The organism is Vibrio sp. 10N.261.51.A3, from assembly GCF_041471965.1.
GTDB lineage: Bacteria > Pseudomonadota > Gammaproteobacteria > Enterobacterales > Vibrionaceae > Vibrio > Vibrio crassostreae_C.
Genome location: NZ_JBFRPK010000080.1, coordinates 1 through 20,488, shown reverse-complemented (window position 1 = coordinate 20,488; position 20,488 = coordinate 1). Strand labels below are relative to the sequence as shown.

The window sequence follows — 20,488 nt, the reverse complement described above, 5'->3', positions numbered from 1 at the left end:
CTTCTTCTTGAAGATAAAAGGCTTAGCGCAATGCTAAACCTTAGTTTTTACAAGGAATTAGTTTTCCGAGGGTTGGTCTTGTAAGAGACGAATCTTACAAGACACTCAATCCCCTATTCGTCATCAAGCGGAACCAGCTTGGTATTACCACCGTGTGCTTTCTCACGCTTACGTTGCACGAATGCGTAGAAGCCAGGGATTAGGAACGTACCCGCCAGTAACACACATAACAGGCCGCCGATCAGTGAAATACCCAAAGAGTTCTGACTCACGTGACCTGCGCCCGCAGCAAAGATAAGCGGGAAGATACCTAAGATGAACGACCAAGACGTCATGTTCACAGCACGGAAACGTAAAGTACCGCCCTTCACCGCCGCATCTTCAATCGGTGCGTCTTTCTCTTCACGCTCTACCTTTGCGAATTCCACAATCAAGATTGCGTTCTTCGCGGCCAAGGCTATCAAGAGAACCAAACCTATTTGTGCATAAAGGTTCAGCGGAGTGCCCGTTAGATTCAATGCCAAGAAGGAGCCTAAGGTTGCGACAGGTACCACGAGGATAATCGCAATCGGAATTGTCCAACTCTCGTATTGAGCCACCATAAACAGGTAGATGAAGATCAGAGCCAGTGCGAAAGCAAAGATCGCTTGGTTACCTGCTAGTACTTCTTGGTAAGCCATGCCTGTCCATTCGTACTGATACCCCTGAGGCAATACTTCTGCAGCTACGCGTTCCATTGCCGCAATCGCATCACCACTTGAGTAACCTTCTGCAGGTTGACCTTGAATCACGGCACTGCGGTACATGTTGTAACGCCATGCTACATCTGGTTCAAAGATCTGGTCGTAAGTCACCAATGTGCTTAACGGGATCATCTCGCCATTAGACGAACGAACGTGGAATCGTTGTAGGTCGTCCATGCTGCTACGGTGTTCACTGTCAGCTTGCATGGTTACGCGGAAGTTCTTACCAAACATGGTGAAGTCGTTCACGTACAACGAACCAAGGTTACCTTGTAGTGTTTGGAAAATTTCCGACAACGGAATACCTAATTGCTGCGCTTTCTCACGGTCAATATCGACATAGTAGTGAGGTACGTTCGCACGGAAAGTACTGAATGTGTGTGAAATCTCAGGCTGTTTGCTCGCCTCAGCTATCACGTCATTCATCACCATCGCTAGATCAGTTCGGCTACGACCTAATGTATCTTCAAGAACGAATTCAAAACCAGACGCTGCACCCATACCCGGTACTGCTGGAGGCCCCATCGCAAACACGACAGCTTGAGGAAGTTCAGTCGCAGCACGACCATTAATACGCTGTGAGATAGCCTGAGCAGAGTGTTGACCATCCAGTGCATTACGCATGTCCCAATCGTGAAGCTTGATGAACATTGACGCACCATTCGACGCAGAAGCGCCCGTCATAAATGCGTAGCCGTTAACCAGTGTTACGCCATCAACACCCGGCTCTTGTTCAACCATTTCAAGCAGCTGCTTAGTCACTTCTTCGGTTCGAGACAAGGATGCCGCGTCAGGAAGCTGAACGTTAACCAGCAAAATGCCTTTATCTTCTTGAGGTACAAACGCCGTAGACGTTGTCTTCGCAAAATAAGTCACAGCCGCCAAAGCCACAAAGAAGAAAGTGAACAGCAGAACGCCTTTCTTAACTAAGAAGCCAGCCACTTGACCGTATTTGTTAGTAACAGACTCTAGACCACGGTTAAATGCTTGGTACCAACGCGCCGTGTTACCACCACCCTGCTTAAGAACCAGTGAACACAATGCAGGTGATAGCGTTAATGCGTTAATTGAAGAGATAACAACCGCGATACAGATAGTCAGAGCGAACTGACGGTACATGATGCCAGTAATACCAGGAAGCATTGCAACAGGGATGAATACCGCAAGTAGAACCAAGGTCGACGTAATGATCGGCCCCGTTACTTCTTTCATCGCAATAAGCGTGGCTTTACGCGGTGAAATGGTTGGGTCTTTAGCCATTGTGGTATCAACGTTCTCGATAACCAAGATCGCATCATCTACTACGATACCAATCGCTAGTATCAAACCAAACAGGGTTACCGTGTTGATGGTGAAACCCGTCATCTGCATGATGGCAAACGTACCAATCAAAGATACCGGAATCGCAACTACAGGAATCAAGGTTGCACGCGCACTACCCAAGAACAGGTACGTTACCGCAATAACCAGCAAGATGGCTTCGATTAAGGTCTTTACTACCCCTTTGATCGACTCAGCAACAAACAGTGTAGTGTCGTAACTTGCTTCATACGCCACGCCTTCAGGGAAATTTTTGCCTAAATTATCCAGCATCGCCATCACCGCTTTACCACTTTCCAGCGCGTTAGCGTCTGATTGAAGTGACAACGTTACGATTGAAGCGTCTTGACCACGGTATTTACCATTGCCATCGTAGAACTTTTTACCAAGCTCAACGCGTGAAACGTCTTTTAAATAAACCGTTGAACCATCTTGGTTTGCACGAAGTACAACATTTTCAAACTCATCAGCCGTTTCTAGTCGGCCTTTGGTTACCAAGTTGAACTGCACTTCTTGTGCGTTGTTGTAAGGTGCAGCACCAATACGACCAGCCGCTACCTGAACGTTCTGTTCAGCCAAGGCGCGATTCACATCAGAGGTGGTTATATTGAGGTTAGCCATTTTCTCAGGGTCTAACCAAACACGCATCGCGTATTCACCACCACCCAACACGTTAACTTCACTGATGCCCTTCACACGAGCCAGTTGGTCTTTAATGTTTAGGTTAACGTAGTTGATCAAGAATTGATCGTCGTACTCACCGTTTGGCGAATAGAAGTTCAATACCATCAAAAGGTCTGGTGAACGCTTTTTAACGGTGACACCCACCATTCGAACTTCTTGCGGAAGCTTCGATTCGATTTGAGCAACTCGGTTCTGAACGTTGACCTGAGCCATATCTGGGTCAGTACCAACATCAAAGGTCACATTAAGGTTGTATGAACCATCGTTAGCGCTTTTAGAAGACATGTAGATCATATCTTCAACGCCGTTAACCGACGTTTCTATGGGGTCGGCTATCGCCTGTTCCACCACTTCAGCACTTGCGCCCGTGTAGAATGCCGACACACTGACCGACGGTGGACTAATTTTTGGATATTCAGCCACTGGCAAGATAGCGAGAGAAATCGCACCCGCCAGCGTTAAGATTATGGATATAACAAGGGCGAACTTAGGCCTTTGAATAAAGAAACGACTTAACATAAATAGTCCCCTTACTCAGCTTGTTCAGCAGAAGCTTGAATACGAACAGACATACCATTACGTACACGCTGTAGGCCTTGAGTGATGACTGCGTCGTTTTTCTCTAATCCAGAATGAACAATCACACCACCTTCAACCTGACGACCCATTTCGATGTTTCTGCGCTCAGCAACGGGTTCGGCTTCTCCTTCAACTAATACCATCACGAAGTCGCCTTCGAGGTCGGTTTGCACTGCACGACGAGGAATAGTCACAACATCAATAGGTTGTTTTTCACGTAGATCAACGCGAACGTGTTGGCCTGGAAGTAGTTGCTGATTCGGGTTATCAGCAATCGCACGCATCGCGATCGTACCAGTATTAAGGTTGATACGGTTGCCCAAGAAGTCAAGCTGACCTAGATGTTCGAACGCTTCACCGTTCTCAAGCATGATCTGAACTTCAACACCTGCAGAGTCGCTGCTGCCATCGCCTTCGATGCGGTCCATACCCAGCTCAATACGCTCACGCTCACTGATGCTGAACGATGCATGGATTGGGTCTAGGCTAACCAAAGTTGTCAGAACACCTGAAGACGGTGAAACTAGGTCACCTTTACTTACTTTAGTGTCACTGATTCTTCCAGAGAAAGGCGCGATAATTTTGGTGTGAGAAAGTTGGACATTCGCGGCGTTTAACTGAGCTTGGCTTGCTTCTAACTGTGCTTGAGAACCTAATAGGTTTGCCGTTAATGCATCAAATTCAGATTGAGAAATACTGCCCTTAGGAAGTAGGTTCTTACCACGATTGAAATCAAGTTCGGCTTTTTTAAGGTTGGCATTCGCTTGAGCAACAGCCGCTTTCGCGCTTGCTACTTCTGCTTCAAATGATGAAGGCTCAATTGAGTAAAGCAATTGCCCCTTCTCGACCATTTGGCCTTCTTTGAAATGGCGGCTTTGCAGGTAGCCAGAAACTTGTGCAGTAATTGCCGTGTCTTCAACGGCTTCAATACGACCGATGTACGACTTACTTTGTTGGTGAGAAACGACGCTAACATCCTGTACAGCTACGAGAGGTAAAGGCGCTTGCTTGGCATTCTGAGCATCTTGCCCACATCCAGCAAGAATAAGAGAGCTTGCAAGAGCCGTAAGGATTAACTTTTTACGCATGGTTATACCGTCACTTATGAGAAATTGAACAGCATAAAAGTTACGTAACACAATTGCTTCAAATGTCCGAGGAATATCAATTATAACTGGCCAAAGTGTATCAATATGTTAATTGAAACCAAGTGCTTATAAAGTGATTACAAACACGCTACAATTCCTAAGTAAATCAATCTCTCAGCTTTTGTTCTCTATGGATATTGTCTAACATAATGTATTGTCAGACAGATAAGCATTCACATTTAATTGTTAAGGAATTCTCATGATTTCAAAATGGGCTAAACGTTTCTATCAAATGGCGGAATTGGTCGGTTCTTGGAGTAAAGATCCTTCAACTCAAGTCGGCGCCGTAATCACTAAGCACAACCGCATTGTTTCTGTTGGTTTTAATGGCTACCCACATGGCGTGTCTGATAGTGCGGATACTGATGACAGAGAGATGAAGTACCTCAAGACACTTCACGCTGAAGAAAATGCGATCTTATTCGCCAAGCGTGATTTGGACAGCTGTGAAATCTGGGTGACTCACTTCCCTTGCCCAAACTGCGCAGCGAAAATCATCCAAACCGGTATTTCTGCGGTTCACTGCCCAGAGCAAAGTGAAGATTTCCTTTCTCGCTGGGGTGACAAGATTAAAGTGAGCCAAGATATGTTTGAACAAGCAGGCGTAAAAGTCGATTGGTTGCCACTGGCTGACCTAGATTAAACGAACAGATAGTTAGAACAAAAAAGCCGAGAGTCGATATTATCGCTCTCGGCTTTCTTTTGTTTGGGGCTCAGCGGACTGCAGGATTAAGCACTGACAGGAAATGCTTCAGCGTATGCCTCCATGAAATCTTTACGAATCTCTTGCTCTAGATGAACCGCCTTCTCGGTTGGACAGAAAATCATAAAATGGACTTCTTGCTCACCTGTCGAACTGCTTGTGATATGGATGTGAGGCTCAGAACCCGGAAGGTCAACACCAGCGTGCTTTTCGATCACACCGTTGTAACGGCGAGCAACATCGATAAACTCTTCGCAATGCTCTTCAATTTTCACAATAAGACCCGGCACCATAGGGTATAGGTTTACAAAGTCTTTCACCGTCACAAAAAAGTTATGATAAACATAGCGCTTCATAAAGTTGAGGTTCTTTACCGGATAGGTGAAGAACATACTATTAGGCAGCGTGGCTGTCTTACCAGTGAAGTGATATTGCCCATGATACAAATCGATTTCTTGAATCACAGTCGCCATCAAATTGTGCTCAATCACCTCACCGCTTATTTTACCCACTTCGATCCAGTCGCCGATTCTAAATGAGCGAGAACTCGCACGCTGAATAGAACCGGTGAAACACAAAATGATCTCTTTTGAAGCCACTACTATCGCAACAGCAATGGCCGTGACAGATAGCGCAAACTCGCTGATTTCGGATTTCCACAACACAAATAACGTTACAACAATAATCGCGAATGTGCCGTTTTTGGTTCGTGACATCCAGTTACGTTGGTCTTCACTAAGGAAAGCAACATCACCTCTTATTTGAGATAAGGTGATTCGGCGAATGATTAATATAAGAGTGATAATCAACGCACTAAAAATAAACTTATGAGCGAGTAGAAAATCAATTACTTGCCACAACTTTTCCATTACTTATTCCTTAGCATTACAACAGTTAGCTTTACAACGGTTAGCTCTACAAGAAAGCCGCTAATATCTTTTCTATGAAAAAGCGCTCAACTCCTGAGCGCTCGTTTACAATCTGGTATTAGCCTAGCTAAGGCTATCATTTTATCTTAGCAGAAGTAATAAATTGACCAAAAGTTTCACACCAAATCACAACCGTATTAAATCGATTAAGATCAGTACCTTCGGGAAGCTCAACCATAAAACGGTCGAATGTTTTCACATCTCCGACTCTCAGTAACTCGCTCTTGCTGTCATTGAAAGCTTGCTCGGTTTCAATGAACTTAGGTGAGAGGTAGACCTTGTAATCAGGCCCCGGCGCCAATTCACCTTCAAAAGCGATCGCACTTTCAGACACAGAAACGATACCTTCTCCCCAGTGCAAGAAGTCACTGTCTTGTCGATCTTTAGTGAACTCACCCGTGTAGATAGCCTGCTCACTGATCGCTTCAACAGAACTTGAGGAAGGAGAATCAGGCTCAATCAAGATAGGCAATGCGTAAACACCTAGCCCAAAACCAACAGCACCCACGGCTAAGTGGGTGCAAAGTAAAACTAACTTTTTCATCGCGTACTCCCTTATGCTTAAAGAGAGTATTATTGAATACTCTCAAAAATACAAAGAGATATAACGCTCTGATGTTCTATTTTTGGTAATGCGTTGCTGTACGTTGAGACAGTTCAACAATCACTTTTACCGCTTGCTCCATGCCTTGAATGGTAATGAACTCATGAATACCGTGGAAGTTGTAACCGCCAGTAAAGATATTCGGACATGGTAGCCCCATGAAAGATAAGCGAGCACCGTCTGTACCACCTCGGATTGGTTTAACCATTGGCTCGACATTGCACTCAATCATCGCCTGCTTGGCCAATTCAATAATATGTTGATGCGGTTCAACCATCTCTTTCATGTTGAAGTAGCTATCGGTTAGCACCAGCTCAACACGGCCTTTCTCAAGGCGCTCATTCAGCTCATCGACTTTCTGCTGCATGAATGCTTTACGCGCTTCTACACCCTCACGTTCAAAATCACGGATGATGTATCCCAGTTCAGAGCGAGCCACACCCATTTCCGCCGATTTCAGGTGGTAGAAGCCTTCATAACCTTCTGTGCACTCTGGTGTTTCTTGCGCAGGCATCATCAATTGGAATTGCGCTGCAATGTTCATCGAGTTCACCATTTTATCTTTTGCGGTGCCCGGGTGAACGTTCACGCCATGACAGATAACATCGGCGCTCGTGGCATTGAAGTTCTCAAATTCCAACTCCCCTACTGGGCCACCATCGATGGTGTACGCCCACTCGGCGCCAAATTTTTCAACGTCAAACAGGTTCGCACCGCGACCAATCTCTTCATCCGGCGTGAAACCAATGCAGATGTCGCCGTGTTTGATGTCTGGATTCGCTTTCAGGTAAGCAATTGCACTGATGATTTCAGCGATGCCCGCTTTGTTGTCGGCACCAAGCAGAGTTGTGCCGTCAGTCGTAATCAGGTCGTGACCATGTAAAGAATCAAGATCTGGATACTGGCTTGGGTTCAAACTCTCGCCACTTTCCCCTAATTCAATCGTTCCACCTCGGTAATCTTTAATCACTTGTGGTTTCACGTTGGCGCCTGATGCGTCAGGAGCGGTATCCATGTGCGCCACAAAGCCAATCGCAGGCACATCGTAATCGACATTCGACGGCAGTTTCGCCATCAAGTATCCATTGTCATCTAAAGACACATCAACTAAGTCTAATGCCACCAATTCTAACTTTAAGGCTTCAGCAAAGGTAATTTGACCCGGTGAACTTGGGCATTGCTGATTAGAAGGATCGGATTTGGTATCAAAAGTAACGTAATTCAGAAAACGTTCTACAAGCTTTTCCATAATTCATCTCACCATGGATTAAGTAATTGATTTACTGACTTAATTACTATGTCGATAAGTGATACATCGTTAAATAAATACGAGCACAGAGTCAGTAGCGAGGGTTTTCATCTTACGCCCCTGACCATGTATGTAATTGCTCTAAATCATTATTGTGCGAAATTAGATGCGCTTCCTATACTTGAAAACAGAGGGTTTCGTCAGTTCAACATTGCATACGGATGATAAGAGATCGCTTTGTACGCATTCTACGCCCTCCGCTCTCAGCCTAACAAAAGTACAAAGTGGATGATGATCACAATTTATCCTTGATGCAGAATCTGTCATACGTTACACGGAGACACAGTTATGACGATTAATAAATATTTCATTTTCTCTCCTCAAGCCTCTGAGGAAACGCTTCGACCAGTATTAACTGAGAAAGAAGTTCAAAGGCAGGAAGCTCTAAGACAGGCGCAGATCCAGGGTGGATTAGACACAAACGCGACCTCGTAACTCAATGAATACCTAGCACTATTAAGACCCCTATAAAAAAGCTCTACGCTCTATCCGGTAGAGCTTTTTTTATTTTTGATCTGTTCTCCTTTCCCCCACTCCCAAACAAGCTGAACATTAAACCTTCGCTCATTGCTTGCTGTTCTTCACTTCTCGATCACCAATTGGCTCATAGTTTCTCGCGAATGTATTTTCACGCATTGCACACACTAGCTTGCGGCGCTGAGAAATGACTCACTAAACTCCCCGATGCCATACCTTGTCGTGTCATTTTGTGCTAATAATTCATATTCGTTTTCATTCCTCACTCGCCCTCTTTTCAAAACTATAATGCGAGTACCAGAGAACCTAACCACAGGAACCCCGAATTCAATGGAATATTCAAAGCTAGGAAGTAGTCAAATTCCCGTTTCCCGTATCTGTCTTGGCAGCATGACTTGGGGGCTACAAAATACGCAGCAGCAAGCCGACCAACAGATCGAATACGCATTAAGCCAAGGTATTAACTTTATCGATACTGCAGAGATGTACGCGGTTCCACCTTCTCCAGATACCTACGGAAAAACAGAAGCGATCATTGGTAACTGGTTATCGCGTAACCCACAGCGTCGACAAGAGTTGATCATTGCGAGCAAAATTGCCGGGCCAGGGCTTCCTTGGGTTCGAGATGGCGGCCCGATAACGGGTGAAGCGGTGATCGCAGCCGTTGACGCATCATTAAAACGCCTACAAACAGACTATATCGACCTTTACCAACTTCATTGGCCAAATCGTACAACGCCTCACTTTGGTAAGCATTTCCCGAATCACATTCGATTCAGTGATATTGACCGAAAGCAGCATGAAGCTGAGATGTTGGAAATCCTACAAGCACTGGCAAGCTGCATTAAGGCGGGGAAAATTCGCCATGTCGGGCTTTCAGATGATTCTACTTGGGGCATTAACACATACCTCAAGCTGAGCGAGAAACACGATTTGCCACGTATGGTTTCGATTCAGAATGAATTTAGCTTGCTGCACGCAAAAGACTGGCCATATCTGATTGAGAACTGTGTGCATGAAGATGTCGCTTACCTGCCATGGTCACCTTTAGCTGCAGGCATGTTGAGTGGAAAGTACATCGATGGCGCAAGACCGGAAGGCAGCCGTTGGACTTACATGCAACGTAAAGGCATTTTTCGTGATACTGAATCTGCCAATGAAGCGGTTAAAGGCTATGTTGAAGTGGCGAATGCTCACGGGTTCACTCCAAGCCAACTGGCATTGGCTTGGTGTAATCAAGTTGATGGAGTGACGTCCACTATCATTGGTGCAACGACCATGGAGCAGCTAAAAGAGAACGTAGCCGCTTTCAGTAAACCGTTATCAGAAGAGATCCTGACTGATATCAACACAGTCTTTAAGCGCTACCCTGCTCCGTATTAGGCTGTCAGTTCAGCTTAACTTAAGTAAGTAAATCCCATAAGAGCGCGCTATTTAGTGCGCTTTTCTTTTTTAAGTGGATCGCTTTTGCTTTTTATATGGATCGCATTGAGCTATCACGCTTTTGGTTCGCTAACCTTTGCTCTATAATGCGCGGGCTTATATCTAGGATAAAAACATGATTTCAAAAAACCAATTAAAACTCCTTCGTGCTTTGGGTCAAAAGAAACAACGTAAAGCCCACGGCCTGTTTCTAGTTCAAGGTGAAAAGAACGTTCTTGAGCTGTTCAATAGTGACTTAGTGGTGAAGAATGTCTTTGCTACCGCTGATTTCTTATCTGAAAATCATGCTTCACTGATTGAGTTTGATTGTGTTGAAGCCTCGCTGGATGATCTAACCAAAGCGAGCACTTTGGTCAGTAACAACGCAGCGATTGCGGTTGTTGAGATCCCAACGTTTGAACTACCAGAAGCAACAGGACTGATGATTGCGCTTGATGGCGTTTCAGACCCTGGCAACCTAGGTACGATTATTCGCGTAGCAGACTGGTATGGCATCAAGCATATCGTTGCGAGCAGTGATTGCGCAGACCCATACAACCCTAAAACTATCAGCGCGACTATGGGCAGCTTTGGCCGAGTACACGTAAGTCAAACTGACTTACCAGCTTACTTAGAGCAAGCGAATCTACCGGTTTACGGTGCATTTTTGGAAGGCGAAAGTGTTCATAAGACTGACTTCACTGCAAATGGCATTTTGCTGATGGGCAGCGAGTCTCACGGTATTCGTGAACACGCCGCTAAATACGTGACAGATAAGATTACGATTCCAGCATTCGGTGGCGCAGAGTCTTTGAACGTTGCAATGGCGACTGGCATCATTCTCGACAACATGCGTCGTCAGCACAGCTAGGTCTCATAAGCTAACGATCCAGTCGACAATGTTCAAATATTAAAAAAGGCGTATTGATTAAATCAGTACGCCTTTTTATCTAAGTTCTTTTCAACAATTACTTTTCTAGCATTGCCAACTTATCAGCGACACCATTCCACTTCTCAGCGTCATCCATTGGTGCTTTTACTTCCGTTTGTACCGGCCAGATTTCGGCAAGCTCTGCGTTCACTTCGATAAAGATTTTTTGATCTTCTGGTAGCTCATCTTCTTGGAAGATCGCTTGAGCATCACATTCAGGTACACATAAACCACAATCAATACATTCGATTGGGTTGATTACCATGAAATTTGGGCCTTCATGGAACGCATCTGCGGGGCACACTGCCACACAGTCTGTGTATTTACATTGAATACAATTATCGCCTACGACAAATGCCATGATGCTCTGCTCTATAAGTTAGTCAAAATTGAAGAATGGGGATAATACTCATCCCAAAGCAAAATTCAACATCATACGGCTCTAATATCGTGTCTATTTGCTCCATGTTTCCAAATTAGTATGACAGATAAATCAATTTCTCGTAAAATGCGCGCCATTGTGAGCTTATCGCTTCTTTGAACATCAGCGTTTCCATCAAACTCTGTATTAAGAAACGATCTAGCTAAGACACCTATAAAAACGAGACATCGAAATGATACGTTTAACCGAAATTAAACTCCCACTAGACCATGAAGAGTCTGCTATTCAAGACGCTATTGAAGCGAAACTTGGTATTAACTCTGATCAGGTACTCTCTTTTAATATCTTTAAACGTGGCTACGATGCTCGTAAGAAATCAAAGATCTTACTTATCTACACGCTTGACGTTCTCGTTGAAAACGAAGCTGAGTTGTTAGAACAATTCATTAGCGACCCGCACGTAAAAGTGACTCCTGATATGGAGTACAAGTTTGTTGCTAAAGCGGTTGAGAACCAAACTGAGCGCCCTGTGGTTATCGGTTTTGGCCCATGTGGTCTATTCGCTGGCCTAGTGCTTGCTCAAATGGGTTTCAACCCAATCATCGTTGAGCGTGGTAAAGAAGTTCGTGAGCGTACGAAAGATACCTTTGGTTTCTGGCGTAAGCGTACGCTGAACACAGAATCAAACGTACAGTTTGGTGAAGGCGGCGCAGGTACTTTCTCTGACGGTAAGCTGTACAGCCAAGTTAAAGATCCAAAGCACTACGGCCGTAAAGTAATTGAAGAGTTCGTTGCTGCGGGTGCACCAGAAGAAATTCTATACGTAAGTAAGCCGCACATCGGTACCTTTAAACTGGTTACCATGATCGAAAAGATGCGCGCTTCTATCATTGAACTTGGTGGCGAAATCCGTTTCAGCACTCGTGTTGACGACGTTCATATGGAAGATGGTCAAATCACTGGCCTAACGCTTTCTAACGGTGAAGAGATCAAATCTCGTCACGTGGTATTGGCTGTTGGCCACAGTGCTCGTGACACGTTTGAAATGCTGTACGATCGTGGCGTTTACATGGAAGCGAAGCCTTTCTCTGTTGGTTTCCGTATCGAACACAAGCAATCGATGATCGATGAAGCTCGTTTCGGTAAGAACGCAGGCAACCCAATCCTAGGTGCTGCGGACTACAAACTCGTTCACCACTGTAAGAATGGCCGCACTGTATACAGCTTCTGTATGTGCCCAGGTGGTACTGTGGTTGCTGCAACGTCTGAAGAAGGCCGCGTAGTAACGAACGGCATGAGCCAATACTCTCGTGCAGAACGTAACGCAAACAGCGCAATCGTTGTAGGTATCGACCCAGAGCGTGATTACCCAGGTGACGCACTGGCTGGTATCCGTTTACAACGTGAACTAGAAAGCGGCGCTTATGTTCTTGGTGGTGAAAACTACGATGCACCAGCTCAAAAAATCGGTGACTTCTTGAAAGGTCGCGATCCGAGTGCAATCGGTGAAGTACAACCGTCATTCACGCCGGGTATCCACCTGACTGATATTTCAAAAGCGCTGCCTGATTTTGCTATCGAAGCGATTCGTGAAGCAATCCCAGCGTTCGAGAAGAAGATCAAAGGTTTCTCTACGCCAGATGGCCTACTAACCGGTGTTGAAACTCGTACGTCTTCTCCTGTATGCATCAAACGTGGCAAAGACTTCCAAAGCATCAACCTTAAGGGCTTCTTCCCGGCAGGTGAAGGTGCAGGCTACGCAGGCGGCATCCTGTCTGCTGGTATCGACGGCATTAAGGCTGCAGAAGCGCTAGCACTATCAATGGTAGAGCAGAACCAAGCTGAGAAGATTGAGATCGCTTAAGCACTTTCGATAAAGCAAAGCTAGATCGCAATCAACCAAAACTAAAAATCCAGTGTCTTGTCGACACTGGATTTTTTATTGCATAAAGGTATCTAGAGTTATTAAGTCACGACTTCGTCAGCGTTACTTACAAGTCTCTTTTGACCAATTCACACCATCATCTGAACACTCAAATAAACTTGTCCCATTCTGATAATAATAACCTTTAGTCCAGTTCCCTTGAGAATATTTAGACGTTATCGCCTGAGTATAATCAAACGGTGTATTTTCAATGTACGCATACTTATGCCTGTTCCAGCTGTCAGAACCATATGAACTGTTGTCATTAAAATCTACCGATAGGTAGTTGAGTGCATCAAAGTCGCTGCGCGATACACTATCCAATGAATCACCGAGATTAACCCATTCTGGATGTGGTGCGTTATTCTCAAAATTAAATTTCGCTTGTACTTGGGTAAACTGATCTTTGTAGTCACCGACAAGATCTGCCGACAAGGTTTGCATGAATCCAGCACCGACATTTTGACGTGAACAACTGTCCCAATCAGGTTGTTTAGACCAACCACGGTTCAACACACCAAAAGTAGTCAATGAGTTAGGCAGAACCTGTTGCTTGATGGTCTCTTGCACCGAACATGAATATTCCGTTCCATCACTATTCAATGAGAACGAAGCTGCTCTGTCATACTCTAAGCCATCTTTCTTCTGACCATTACGCTCAAAATGTTCACTTAACGCCAGTTCTGTCTGCAGGTCGGCTGAAACTTCATGTTCGATCACAATCAGCTTGTCCGCAGTCATCACTGTTTTAACTTTATACCACTTATTAATTTCGTTCTTCTTGGAGTAATCCCAATGCTGCCAGTAATAGTCAACATAAGCTTGCTGGGCTGTCGGGTTCTCTTTTTGAATCTCTTTGGTCTCTTGATACGACTTTTTAATGGCAGGCATCATCTTCTGCGCTAAATCGTAGAGCTCAGTATTTTGATCTTTAACGAAATCACCATACAAGTCCTCTACTGCGATGTTGTATCGGTTCGCAATTCGGAAGTCATGCTCTTTCACATTTTGGATAATGCTATTTTGGGTGTTCACGGCTTGCTTCAAAGCAGAGCAACTGTTTAAACCACCTTTATACAAGTCGGCTTGGATCTGATTCCATAAAACAGTTGTCAGTGGCGTAGTCGACTTAATTTCTTGCTCAGAACTCACCGTCATGACTGGCGGAAAGATTAACTGATAAGGTTCAGTAATCGGTGTGTTTGGGCTGTCTGCATCAATAGCGCCTACTGGCACGTTCACTACGATTGGAGCGTAGTCCATACAGTCTGAGTTAGAGCCCGTCAAAGATAGCTCATAGCTGCCCTCATCGTCCGTGACACTGCTAGGCTCACCTTCATCTAATACGCCATTATAATTGATATCTAGAAACGCGGTCGCCCCGGAAATATACCCGTCAATGGCGACACCTTGTAAGGTTCTCGTTTGAGGAGCAGGAGCACTTGTGTTGCTACCACCGCCTCCTCCGCCACAAGCCGTAAGGCCACCAGCTATAAGTGCGATAGAAATAAGCTTAAGTTTCATTCGATTAGATCCTAATGAAATACATTATCAATGGAATTGTCATTGGGGGGATGACCGGAAATGACTGTGATAGTCATAGCCAGTCATAATAGCGATTGGCATTAGAAAGAAACACGAAAGGGTGATAGCCGATTCGTGCATGTTTTCATTTTGAACAGAAACTAAAAGATGGAGAAATGGGGTTAAAAATGGACTAATTACTTCTCGTTCGAAGCTATCCAAAGCTTATAAAAATCACTATAACCGGTTTGGTTAATCTCTACCCCATGAACCTCAACACTATTAAAAACCTTCTCTTTGCCGTGAAATAACGGACAAAGTAACTTCTGTTGATAAAGCGAACCTTCAATCTCTTTCAACTCGCGCATTGGGTCCTCGCCACTGACAGCAGCTCTAACTCTCTCGCAATGCGCCTTCATCTCAGAATTGTTGAAAATGAATCTGAGCCCAGAGGAAGCAAGTAACCAATCGTAAAGGCCGTAATCCGCTGGCTGTTCGATAACTTCTTCAATGAATAACAGGTCTGCCGACTCACTCATGGAGTTAGGGTCACTAATATTGGGAAGCTCAACAACTTCAATAGCGACACCCGTTTTTACAATCGTTTGTTGCAGCCAGTCAGCTATATCTTGAAGTAAAGGAATCGTCATTCTAGGTCGTGTTAACACAACAGTGCCCGTCAAAATAGGAATGGGATTGCTGGATGTTAATTTACTAGGCGAGAAAGACAAGTCATCCGTCACCATATCAGCATCAAACTCTTTACTGCTGGACTTGATAAACGATACCAACCTGTCGAGTTCTTCAGGGGTGATGCCCGAGTTTTCTCTACGATTAACCGCAAGATACGAAAGTGCATTGATTGTGGTTTCTTCTGCTACGCCAGATTGATTAAAACTCAGGGTGTGATCATTCAAACCTTCTATGTCGGTGAGCGTTATCTGTTCTAACAAGGCATTTTGAGCAAAGTAACCTCGGTGACGTTTAAGAACCAAGCACTCTTCGCTCCAATCGTCTAATGAGAAAGGTCCGGTTCCGATATAGGCACTGCGCCCGCTCGAAAAATAAGTACGCTTGCAGCGGTAAATAGACGCGTGTGGGCTAGTCAAAGCATAGAGAAACATTGGGTTTGCGTGTGTCAGCTCAATAGTCAGTTGTTTATCACCCACCACTTGAACATCACTGACCTGATCAAATAAAGACTGTACTGGCCCTTCGATATTTTTTAGCTGCAACAAACATTGAGCAACATCTTTGGCCGTTAAAGTTTCACCGTCATGGAATAACACATTCGGTCTCAACCAAAAATGCAGAAATCGCCCTTCCACCTTCCAATGGTGCGCGAGGCTCGCTTGGGGATTTCCCTCATGGTCTTGGACGAGTAACGTATTGTATAGACTTCTTAAGATGTGATGTTCTGCGGTTCGGTATGTTTTTGCTGGCTCAAGGTTATCGACCCACGGATATTGAGTGATCAGCAAATGGTCATGTTGTTGATTGAACAGACTATGTTTTTCAGTCGCTAGCGTCAGTGCCTTTATTGCAGCATCACCATAGCTTTCTAGAAGACGAGGAATAACGTTAAAGCACCCTTGTTCTAACTGAAGCGCTAACACTTGTTCTAATGCTTCGGGAAAGCTGACCAAAATTCTAAACTGGCTAAGCTTCCCTCTTCCTTTGGACGGAATCCAACAAATCCAGCGATATTCTGATAAGCATTTAAGAATGATCGAAGTGTTTCGACGAGAAGTCGATAGCGAGTGTTCTAGGTCATCGATCGTTAGGTGATACTCTTCACCTAGTTCATACTTTGCAATAAGCTGCTGAAGTCTACGTAAGTTAGCGTCGTTCAATGGATATCCGAATCAAGCGTCTAGTGGAACGAGAATAGCTGTAACCCAAATGGGAGGTCTATTTACTCATTCAAGTTGGAATATGCTGTATGAAACTGTTGATATAAATAATATCAAGATCCAACTTAATTTATAAACACCTCTTTTAGCAAACAAAATAATCACTGATCGTGCATATTCAGTGGCAAAAATAAGTGGGAGATTAATCCTCCACCGGATTTGCTATTTGCTCTACATTCCTGCCTTATCGTTGTGCTATTGAGCCAGTATTATCCAACTAAAGTGTCTATGTTACTAGCGGTACACAAGCAACATGGTAGAATGCCGCCATTAATCTTATCCTTGTATAAGATTGTTAAACCTTTCCATCGCTATTTAGCCAAATCATACCGAGAAACTTATGCCATTTTCCAAGCTTGGATTAAGCTCACCTATTGTTAAAGCCGTTGCAAAACAAGGCTATGAAAAGCCAACCTCTATTCAAGAAAAAGCAATTCCGATTGTGCTTTCTGGTAAGAACCTTATTGCGGCAGCACAAACAGGTACAGGTAAAACTGCGAGCTTTGTTCTCCCTATCTTAGAAATGCTAAGCAAAGGTGAAACGCAGCGTAAAAAACGTATCCGCGCAGTTATCCTGACGCCAACGCGTGAACTGGCAGTTCAGGTTGAACAGAACATTACTAAGTACGCGAAGTTCCTAAACCTAACATCATTAGCGATGTACGGTGGCGTATCTTACCAACACCAGAAAGATCGCCTGATTGAAGGTGTCGACATTCTTGTGGCAACACCAGGTCGTTTGATCGACATGTACGGACAACGTGCCGTTCACTTTGATGAAGTGGAAGTACTGGTTCTAGATGAAGCTGACCGCATGCTAGACATGGGTTTCATTGAAGACATCAACAAGATCATCGCGCGTCTACCACAAGACATCCAAAACCTGCTGTTCTCGGCAACGCTTTCAACGCCAGTGCGTGCACTAGCGAAAAGTGCAATCAGTGAAGCGGAAGAGATTTCGATTGCCAAGACTGATGCGTCTAAAGCGAACATTGAGCAATGGTTGGTAACGGTAGATAAAGACCGTAAGTCAGCACTATTGAGCCACATGATTACCGAAGGTAACTGGGACCAAGCGCTTATCTTTATCGAAACCAAGCACGGCGCGGCTAAGTTGGTTGCTCAACTTGAGAAACGTGGTATTCAAGCGGAAGCTTTCCACAGTGGACGTAGCCAAGCGATTCGTGAAAAAATCTTGGCTGACTTTAAGAAAGGTCGCCTAAAATACTTAGTCGCGACGGGTGTTGCTGCTCGTGGTATCGATATCGACAACCTAAGCCGCGTAGTGAACTACGACATGCCATTCCCAGCAGATGATTATGTTCACCGTATTGGTCGTACAGGCCGTGCTGATGCATCTGGCGAAGCGATCTCTTTCCTATCAAAAGATAACTTCAAAAACCTGTGCATTATTGAAAAGCGTCTTGGTCACTTGATTGAACGTCGCGTTGTTGAAGGTTTCGAACCACGCAAAGAAGTACCCATTTCAGTATTGAACTTCGTTCCTAAGAAGAAAAGAGAACAGCAACAAGACTAAGTAATTTCAGCGACAGAAAATGCAAAGTTGCATTAACCAAAAGAAAAGTCGCGTTAGCCAAAATGAAAATAAAACGAAGCCCTATGTGGCTTCGTTTTGTTCTTTGAAATACATATAACGTTGAGGCAATAAGATGATCACTCCTATCGCAACGAGATTAACCCGCGGCCAAGACCTAAAGCTAGAGATCCAGAGGCTAGTGACAGCGCACAATATCTCCGCGGGCTCTATTGCGTCTTGTGTCGGATGTGTTTCTCAACTCAATATTCGCTTAGCTAATGCCAACAACACCAAGCTAGTTCAAGCTCCGTTCGAAATAGTCTCGGTGATGGCAACGCTAACCCCAAACCACCAGCATATTCATATCTCCGTTGCTGATGAGAATGGCAATGTAATTGGTGGGCATTTGCTTGAAGGGACGATTATCGCGACCACGGCTGAATTGATTGTTCACCGCTACGATACCTTGACCTTCAACAGAGAGCATGACGATTCGACGGGTTACACTGAACTTACTATCAGCAATAGCAAATAACTGATTTACCCATAGCAACACCAAACGCCCCATACAAAGCGATACTACCAACAGCAATTAGGAAACACGATGGCTCCAAACTCCGCAGATTCCGTTATCGTTCTCGATTTCGAGACCACAGGCTTATCACCAAATATGGGCGACCGAGCGATTGAGATCGGTGCGGTTAAACTCGTTAACGGCGAAGTCGTCGACACCTTCCAGCAGCTCATGAACCCGGGATTTCGTGTGAGTGGATTCATTGAAGGTTATACCGGAATCAGTAACCGTATGTTAAGCACAGCGGCCAGTTGTAGTGAAGTGATGGATGAGTTTGCAGACTTCATTCAAGACAGCCAACTTGTCGCTCACAATGCCTCATTTGATAAGCGCTTTCTTGATGCGGAATTAGATAATATTGATCGCGATTACAATGGACAGTTCGCTTGCTCAATGTTGATAGCTCGTCGTCTAATCCAAGACGCACCAACTCATAAGCTAGGCGACCTTGTGCGTTTCAAAAATATCGACAACGACGGTACTTTCCACAGAGCGTTAGCCGATTCAGAAATGACAGCAAGGTTGTGGTTATTGATGATTGATGAATTGCAAAGTGATCACGGCATTCAACAGCCAAGCTTCCAACTGATGCAGAAAATATCTAGGACAGCCAAAGGTTCGATTCCAAAACTACTGATGAGCAACAGGGGTTAGGTTACGAAATTCAGTTTGATGAAAGGCTAGCTCGATAATGACCGCTAGCCTTTAAAAAGAACGCTCTACTCTTGCAATGACTCCAACGTTCCTTTGAGGCTTTCTAACTCATTCATAAAATACGCCCACTGCTTGTTACTGCTGGTCGCGGCCATATCTACTAAAAACTTGGCTGATGTTTCCATATTTTGGTTAAGCTGCGGCTCAAGTTCAGCAGGATAATAAGCTTCATTGTTTAAAAGCAACTTCATAATAATTGGCTGAGCAATATGTAGGTCGCTCTTCTTTGCCATCAGCGTCGTTAGCTCTTGATAGATGTTGTTTTGATATTGTCGCCAACTGCTATTGGTATTTACCCACTCTTTAGACCAAGCCAAAATAATCTGTTTTTGTTCTTTCGATACTGAACCTAGCCACCGTTCTGCACGCTCTTCTATTCTGTTTCGGTATCGCTCTCTCGAATCGTCATCGTTCAACGACAACCTTTCTTCATAATAGTCTTGCTGCTTTTCACGAAAGTTCTTTAAAAACTCCCTGTCTTGCTTAGGGCTAAGCTGCATACTCAAGGCGTAAATATCTGGAGCGAACTTATTGACGATTGTGCGAATATGCTCTTTCGTTTGTTCACTTTGGCCCACAATAAAAGCGGGATTCATATCCGACCGATCTACGTTTTGAATCGCTTCTAATTGCGAGATGTACAGAGGTAGCTGAGTTTCTTTATGCCATTTCTGTAATATATCTAATCGCTCTTCAAGCTCTGATTCTTGGCTATTTGAGAGGGAAACAAAATCTTCTATATAGCTAACGACAAACCAACCTATATTGTTATAGGCGAACTTGGTCCCGCACCCAGTAAATAGAAAACAGATCACTAAAACTAACCACCGGCACTTTCTCATTCTACCCTCTCACGACATTCAACAAAGCCACAAACCGATTAACTCATCCCTTTAAGGTTAGCCCAGTTTTTATAACGCTAATTCTAGCTCTTATAAAAATAGTCTTAATAAACAGTGGTCGTAAGAACTTTGAGATAAATTGAGACCCAAACTTGCTAATCTAGCTATTTAGGCAAATGATTAAACTAAAAATAATTAATGGCAGTGATGTGATACCAATCCGGAAAAT

General features: G+C 44.4%; 17 protein-coding genes. 8 read left to right on the top strand and 9 right to left on the bottom strand.

Features of this window, described 5'->3' with window-relative positions; all coding sequences use genetic code 11:
- Nucleotides 1-113: 113 nt before the first annotated feature.
- Both AB4371_RS18390 and AB4371_RS18385 read right to left on the bottom strand, forming a co-directional pair.
- Nucleotides 114-3,266: an efflux RND transporter permease subunit gene (locus AB4371_RS18390; protein WP_372150451.1), complete on the bottom strand. Its 3,153-nt coding sequence runs from the start codon at nt 3,264-3,266 to the stop codon at nt 114-116.
- 11 nt (nt 3,267-3,277) lie between these two features.
- Nucleotides 3,278-4,414, bottom strand: a complete 1,137-nt coding sequence (locus AB4371_RS18385; RefSeq protein ID WP_065584750.1) for an efflux RND transporter periplasmic adaptor subunit — start codon at nt 4,412-4,414, stop codon at nt 3,278-3,280.
- A gap of 259 nt (nt 4,415-4,673) precedes the next feature.
- Between AB4371_RS18385 and AB4371_RS18380 the strand changes: the two genes are divergently transcribed.
- Nucleotides 4,674-5,117 (top strand): dCMP deaminase family protein, encoded by a 444-nt coding sequence (locus AB4371_RS18380; protein ID WP_017059490.1) that lies wholly within the window; start codon nt 4,674-4,676, stop codon nt 5,115-5,117.
- A gap of 86 nt (nt 5,118-5,203) precedes the next feature.
- On the opposite strand, the gene AB4371_RS18375 is transcribed toward AB4371_RS18380, so the two are convergent.
- From AB4371_RS18375 to pepT, 3 genes are all read right to left on the bottom strand, one after another.
- A complete protein-coding gene (locus tag AB4371_RS18375; protein ID WP_102320731.1) occupies nt 5,204-6,046 on the bottom strand; it encodes a mechanosensitive ion channel family protein in 843 nt (280 codons plus the stop codon).
- A 136-nt stretch (nt 6,047-6,182) separates the two neighbouring features.
- Entirely contained in the window at nt 6,183-6,650 is a 468-nt protein-coding gene (locus AB4371_RS18370; protein WP_136979234.1) for a DM13 domain-containing protein, read from the bottom strand.
- 76 nt (nt 6,651-6,726) lie between these two features.
- The gene (pepT, locus tag AB4371_RS18365) at nt 6,727-7,959 is read right to left on the bottom strand and encodes a peptidase T (protein WP_017059487.1); all 1,233 of its coding nucleotides are present in this window, start codon (nt 7,957-7,959) and stop codon (nt 6,727-6,729) included.
- A gap of 348 nt (nt 7,960-8,307) precedes the next feature.
- Here pepT and AB4371_RS18360 point away from each other — a divergent pair, with 348 nt between their 5' ends.
- The 3 genes from AB4371_RS18360 to AB4371_RS18350 all read left to right on the top strand — a co-directional run bounded on the left by AB4371_RS18360 (nt 8,308) and on the right by AB4371_RS18350 (nt 10,789).
- Nucleotides 8,308-8,454: a hypothetical protein gene (locus AB4371_RS18360; RefSeq protein ID WP_017059486.1), complete on the top strand. Its 147-nt coding sequence runs from the start codon at nt 8,308-8,310 to the stop codon at nt 8,452-8,454.
- Nucleotides 8,455-8,826: 372 nt separating this feature from the next.
- The gene (locus AB4371_RS18355; protein ID WP_032545660.1) at nt 8,827-9,879 is read left to right on the top strand and encodes an aldo/keto reductase; all 1,053 of its coding nucleotides are present in this window, start codon (nt 8,827-8,829) and stop codon (nt 9,877-9,879) included.
- Nucleotides 9,880-10,054: 175 nt separating this feature from the next.
- A complete protein-coding gene (locus AB4371_RS18350; protein ID WP_065584752.1) occupies nt 10,055-10,789 on the top strand; it encodes an RNA methyltransferase in 735 nt (244 codons plus the stop codon).
- A gap of 97 nt (nt 10,790-10,886) precedes the next feature.
- Here the strand turns inward: AB4371_RS18350 and fdxA are convergent, their stop codons facing one another.
- Entirely contained in the window at nt 10,887-11,210 is a 324-nt protein-coding gene (gene fdxA / locus AB4371_RS18345) for a ferredoxin FdxA (protein WP_010431058.1), read from the bottom strand.
- Nucleotides 11,211-11,463: 253 nt separating this feature from the next.
- On the opposite strand from fdxA, the gene AB4371_RS18340 reads away from it, so the two are divergent.
- Nucleotides 11,464-13,095: an NAD(P)/FAD-dependent oxidoreductase gene (locus AB4371_RS18340; RefSeq protein ID WP_048606003.1), complete on the top strand. Its 1,632-nt coding sequence runs from the start codon at nt 11,464-11,466 to the stop codon at nt 13,093-13,095.
- A gap of 123 nt (nt 13,096-13,218) precedes the next feature.
- Here AB4371_RS18340 and AB4371_RS18335 read toward each other — a convergent pair whose 3' ends face one another.
- Complete coding sequence (locus AB4371_RS18335; protein ID WP_372150450.1) at nt 13,219-14,679, bottom strand: hypothetical protein; 1,461 nt, start codon at nt 14,677-14,679, stop codon at nt 13,219-13,221.
- A gap of 197 nt (nt 14,680-14,876) precedes the next feature.
- The gene (locus AB4371_RS18330) at nt 14,877-16,532 is read right to left on the bottom strand and encodes an ABC transporter substrate-binding protein (RefSeq protein WP_372150449.1); all 1,656 of its coding nucleotides are present in this window, start codon (nt 16,530-16,532) and stop codon (nt 14,877-14,879) included.
- Between the two features lie 400 nt (nt 16,533-16,932).
- Between AB4371_RS18330 and AB4371_RS18325 the strand changes: the two genes are divergently transcribed.
- The 3 genes from AB4371_RS18325 (at nt 16,933) to AB4371_RS18315 (ending at nt 19,357) form a co-directional block, all read left to right on the top strand.
- Nucleotides 16,933-18,129 carry a DEAD/DEAH box helicase gene (locus AB4371_RS18325; protein ID WP_017064352.1) on the top strand — a complete coding sequence of 399 codons (1,197 nt, stop codon included), beginning with the start codon at nt 16,933-16,935 and terminating at the stop codon, nt 18,127-18,129.
- A gap of 133 nt (nt 18,130-18,262) precedes the next feature.
- Nucleotides 18,263-18,664, top strand: a complete 402-nt coding sequence (locus AB4371_RS18320; protein ID WP_017059481.1) for a PPC domain-containing DNA-binding protein — start codon at nt 18,263-18,265, stop codon at nt 18,662-18,664.
- Between the two features lie 69 nt (nt 18,665-18,733).
- On the top strand, nt 18,734-19,357 hold the full coding sequence (locus tag AB4371_RS18315; RefSeq protein WP_372150448.1) for a PolC-type DNA polymerase III: 624 nt from the start codon (nt 18,734-18,736) through the stop codon (nt 19,355-19,357).
- A 65-nt stretch (nt 19,358-19,422) separates the two neighbouring features.
- On the opposite strand, the gene AB4371_RS18310 is transcribed toward AB4371_RS18315, so the two are convergent.
- Entirely contained in the window at nt 19,423-20,259 is an 837-nt protein-coding gene (locus AB4371_RS18310) for a DUF6279 family lipoprotein (RefSeq protein ID WP_017071600.1), read from the bottom strand.
- Nucleotides 20,260-20,488 lie beyond the last annotated feature (229 nt).

Bases quoted from the DNA above. Each gene is read 5' to 3' on its own strand.
- AB4371_RS18350 (WP_065584752.1), top strand. From the start codon at position 10,055: ATGATTTCAAAAAACCAATTAAAACTCCTTCGTGCTTTGGGTCAAAAG.
- AB4371_RS18380 (WP_017059490.1), top strand. From the start codon at position 4,674: ATGATTTCAAAATGGGCTAAACGTTTCTATCAAATGGCGGAATTGGTC.
- AB4371_RS18375 (WP_102320731.1), bottom strand. From the start codon at position 6,046: ATGGAAAAGTTGTGGCAAGTAATTGATTTTCTACTCGCTCATAAGTTT.
- fdxA (WP_010431058.1), bottom strand. From the start codon at position 11,210: ATGGCATTTGTCGTAGGCGATAATTGTATTCAATGTAAATACACAGAC.
- AB4371_RS18385 (WP_065584750.1), bottom strand. From the start codon at position 4,414: ATGCGTAAAAAGTTAATCCTTACGGCTCTTGCAAGCTCTCTTATTCTT.
- AB4371_RS18390 (WP_372150451.1), bottom strand. From the start codon at position 3,266: ATGTTAAGTCGTTTCTTTATTCAAAGGCCTAAGTTCGCCCTTGTTATA.
- AB4371_RS18325 (WP_017064352.1), top strand. From the start codon at position 16,933: ATGCCATTTTCCAAGCTTGGATTAAGCTCACCTATTGTTAAAGCCGTT.
- AB4371_RS18335 (WP_372150450.1), bottom strand. From the start codon at position 14,679: ATGAAACTTAAGCTTATTTCTATCGCACTTATAGCTGGTGGCCTTACG.
- pepT (WP_017059487.1), bottom strand. From the start codon at position 7,959: ATGGAAAAGCTTGTAGAACGTTTTCTGAATTACGTTACTTTTGATACC.
- AB4371_RS18355 (WP_032545660.1), top strand. From the start codon at position 8,827: ATGGAATATTCAAAGCTAGGAAGTAGTCAAATTCCCGTTTCCCGTATC.
- AB4371_RS18320 (WP_017059481.1), top strand. From the start codon at position 18,263: ATGATCACTCCTATCGCAACGAGATTAACCCGCGGCCAAGACCTAAAG.
- AB4371_RS18370 (WP_136979234.1), bottom strand. From the start codon at position 6,650: ATGAAAAAGTTAGTTTTACTTTGCACCCACTTAGCCGTGGGTGCTGTT.
- AB4371_RS18310 (WP_017071600.1), bottom strand. From the start codon at position 20,259: ATGAGAAAGTGCCGGTGGTTAGTTTTAGTGATCTGTTTTCTATTTACT.
- AB4371_RS18340 (WP_048606003.1), top strand. From the start codon at position 11,464: ATGATACGTTTAACCGAAATTAAACTCCCACTAGACCATGAAGAGTCT.
- AB4371_RS18360 (WP_017059486.1), top strand. From the start codon at position 8,308: ATGACGATTAATAAATATTTCATTTTCTCTCCTCAAGCCTCTGAGGAA.
- AB4371_RS18315 (WP_372150448.1), top strand. From the start codon at position 18,734: ATGGCTCCAAACTCCGCAGATTCCGTTATCGTTCTCGATTTCGAGACC.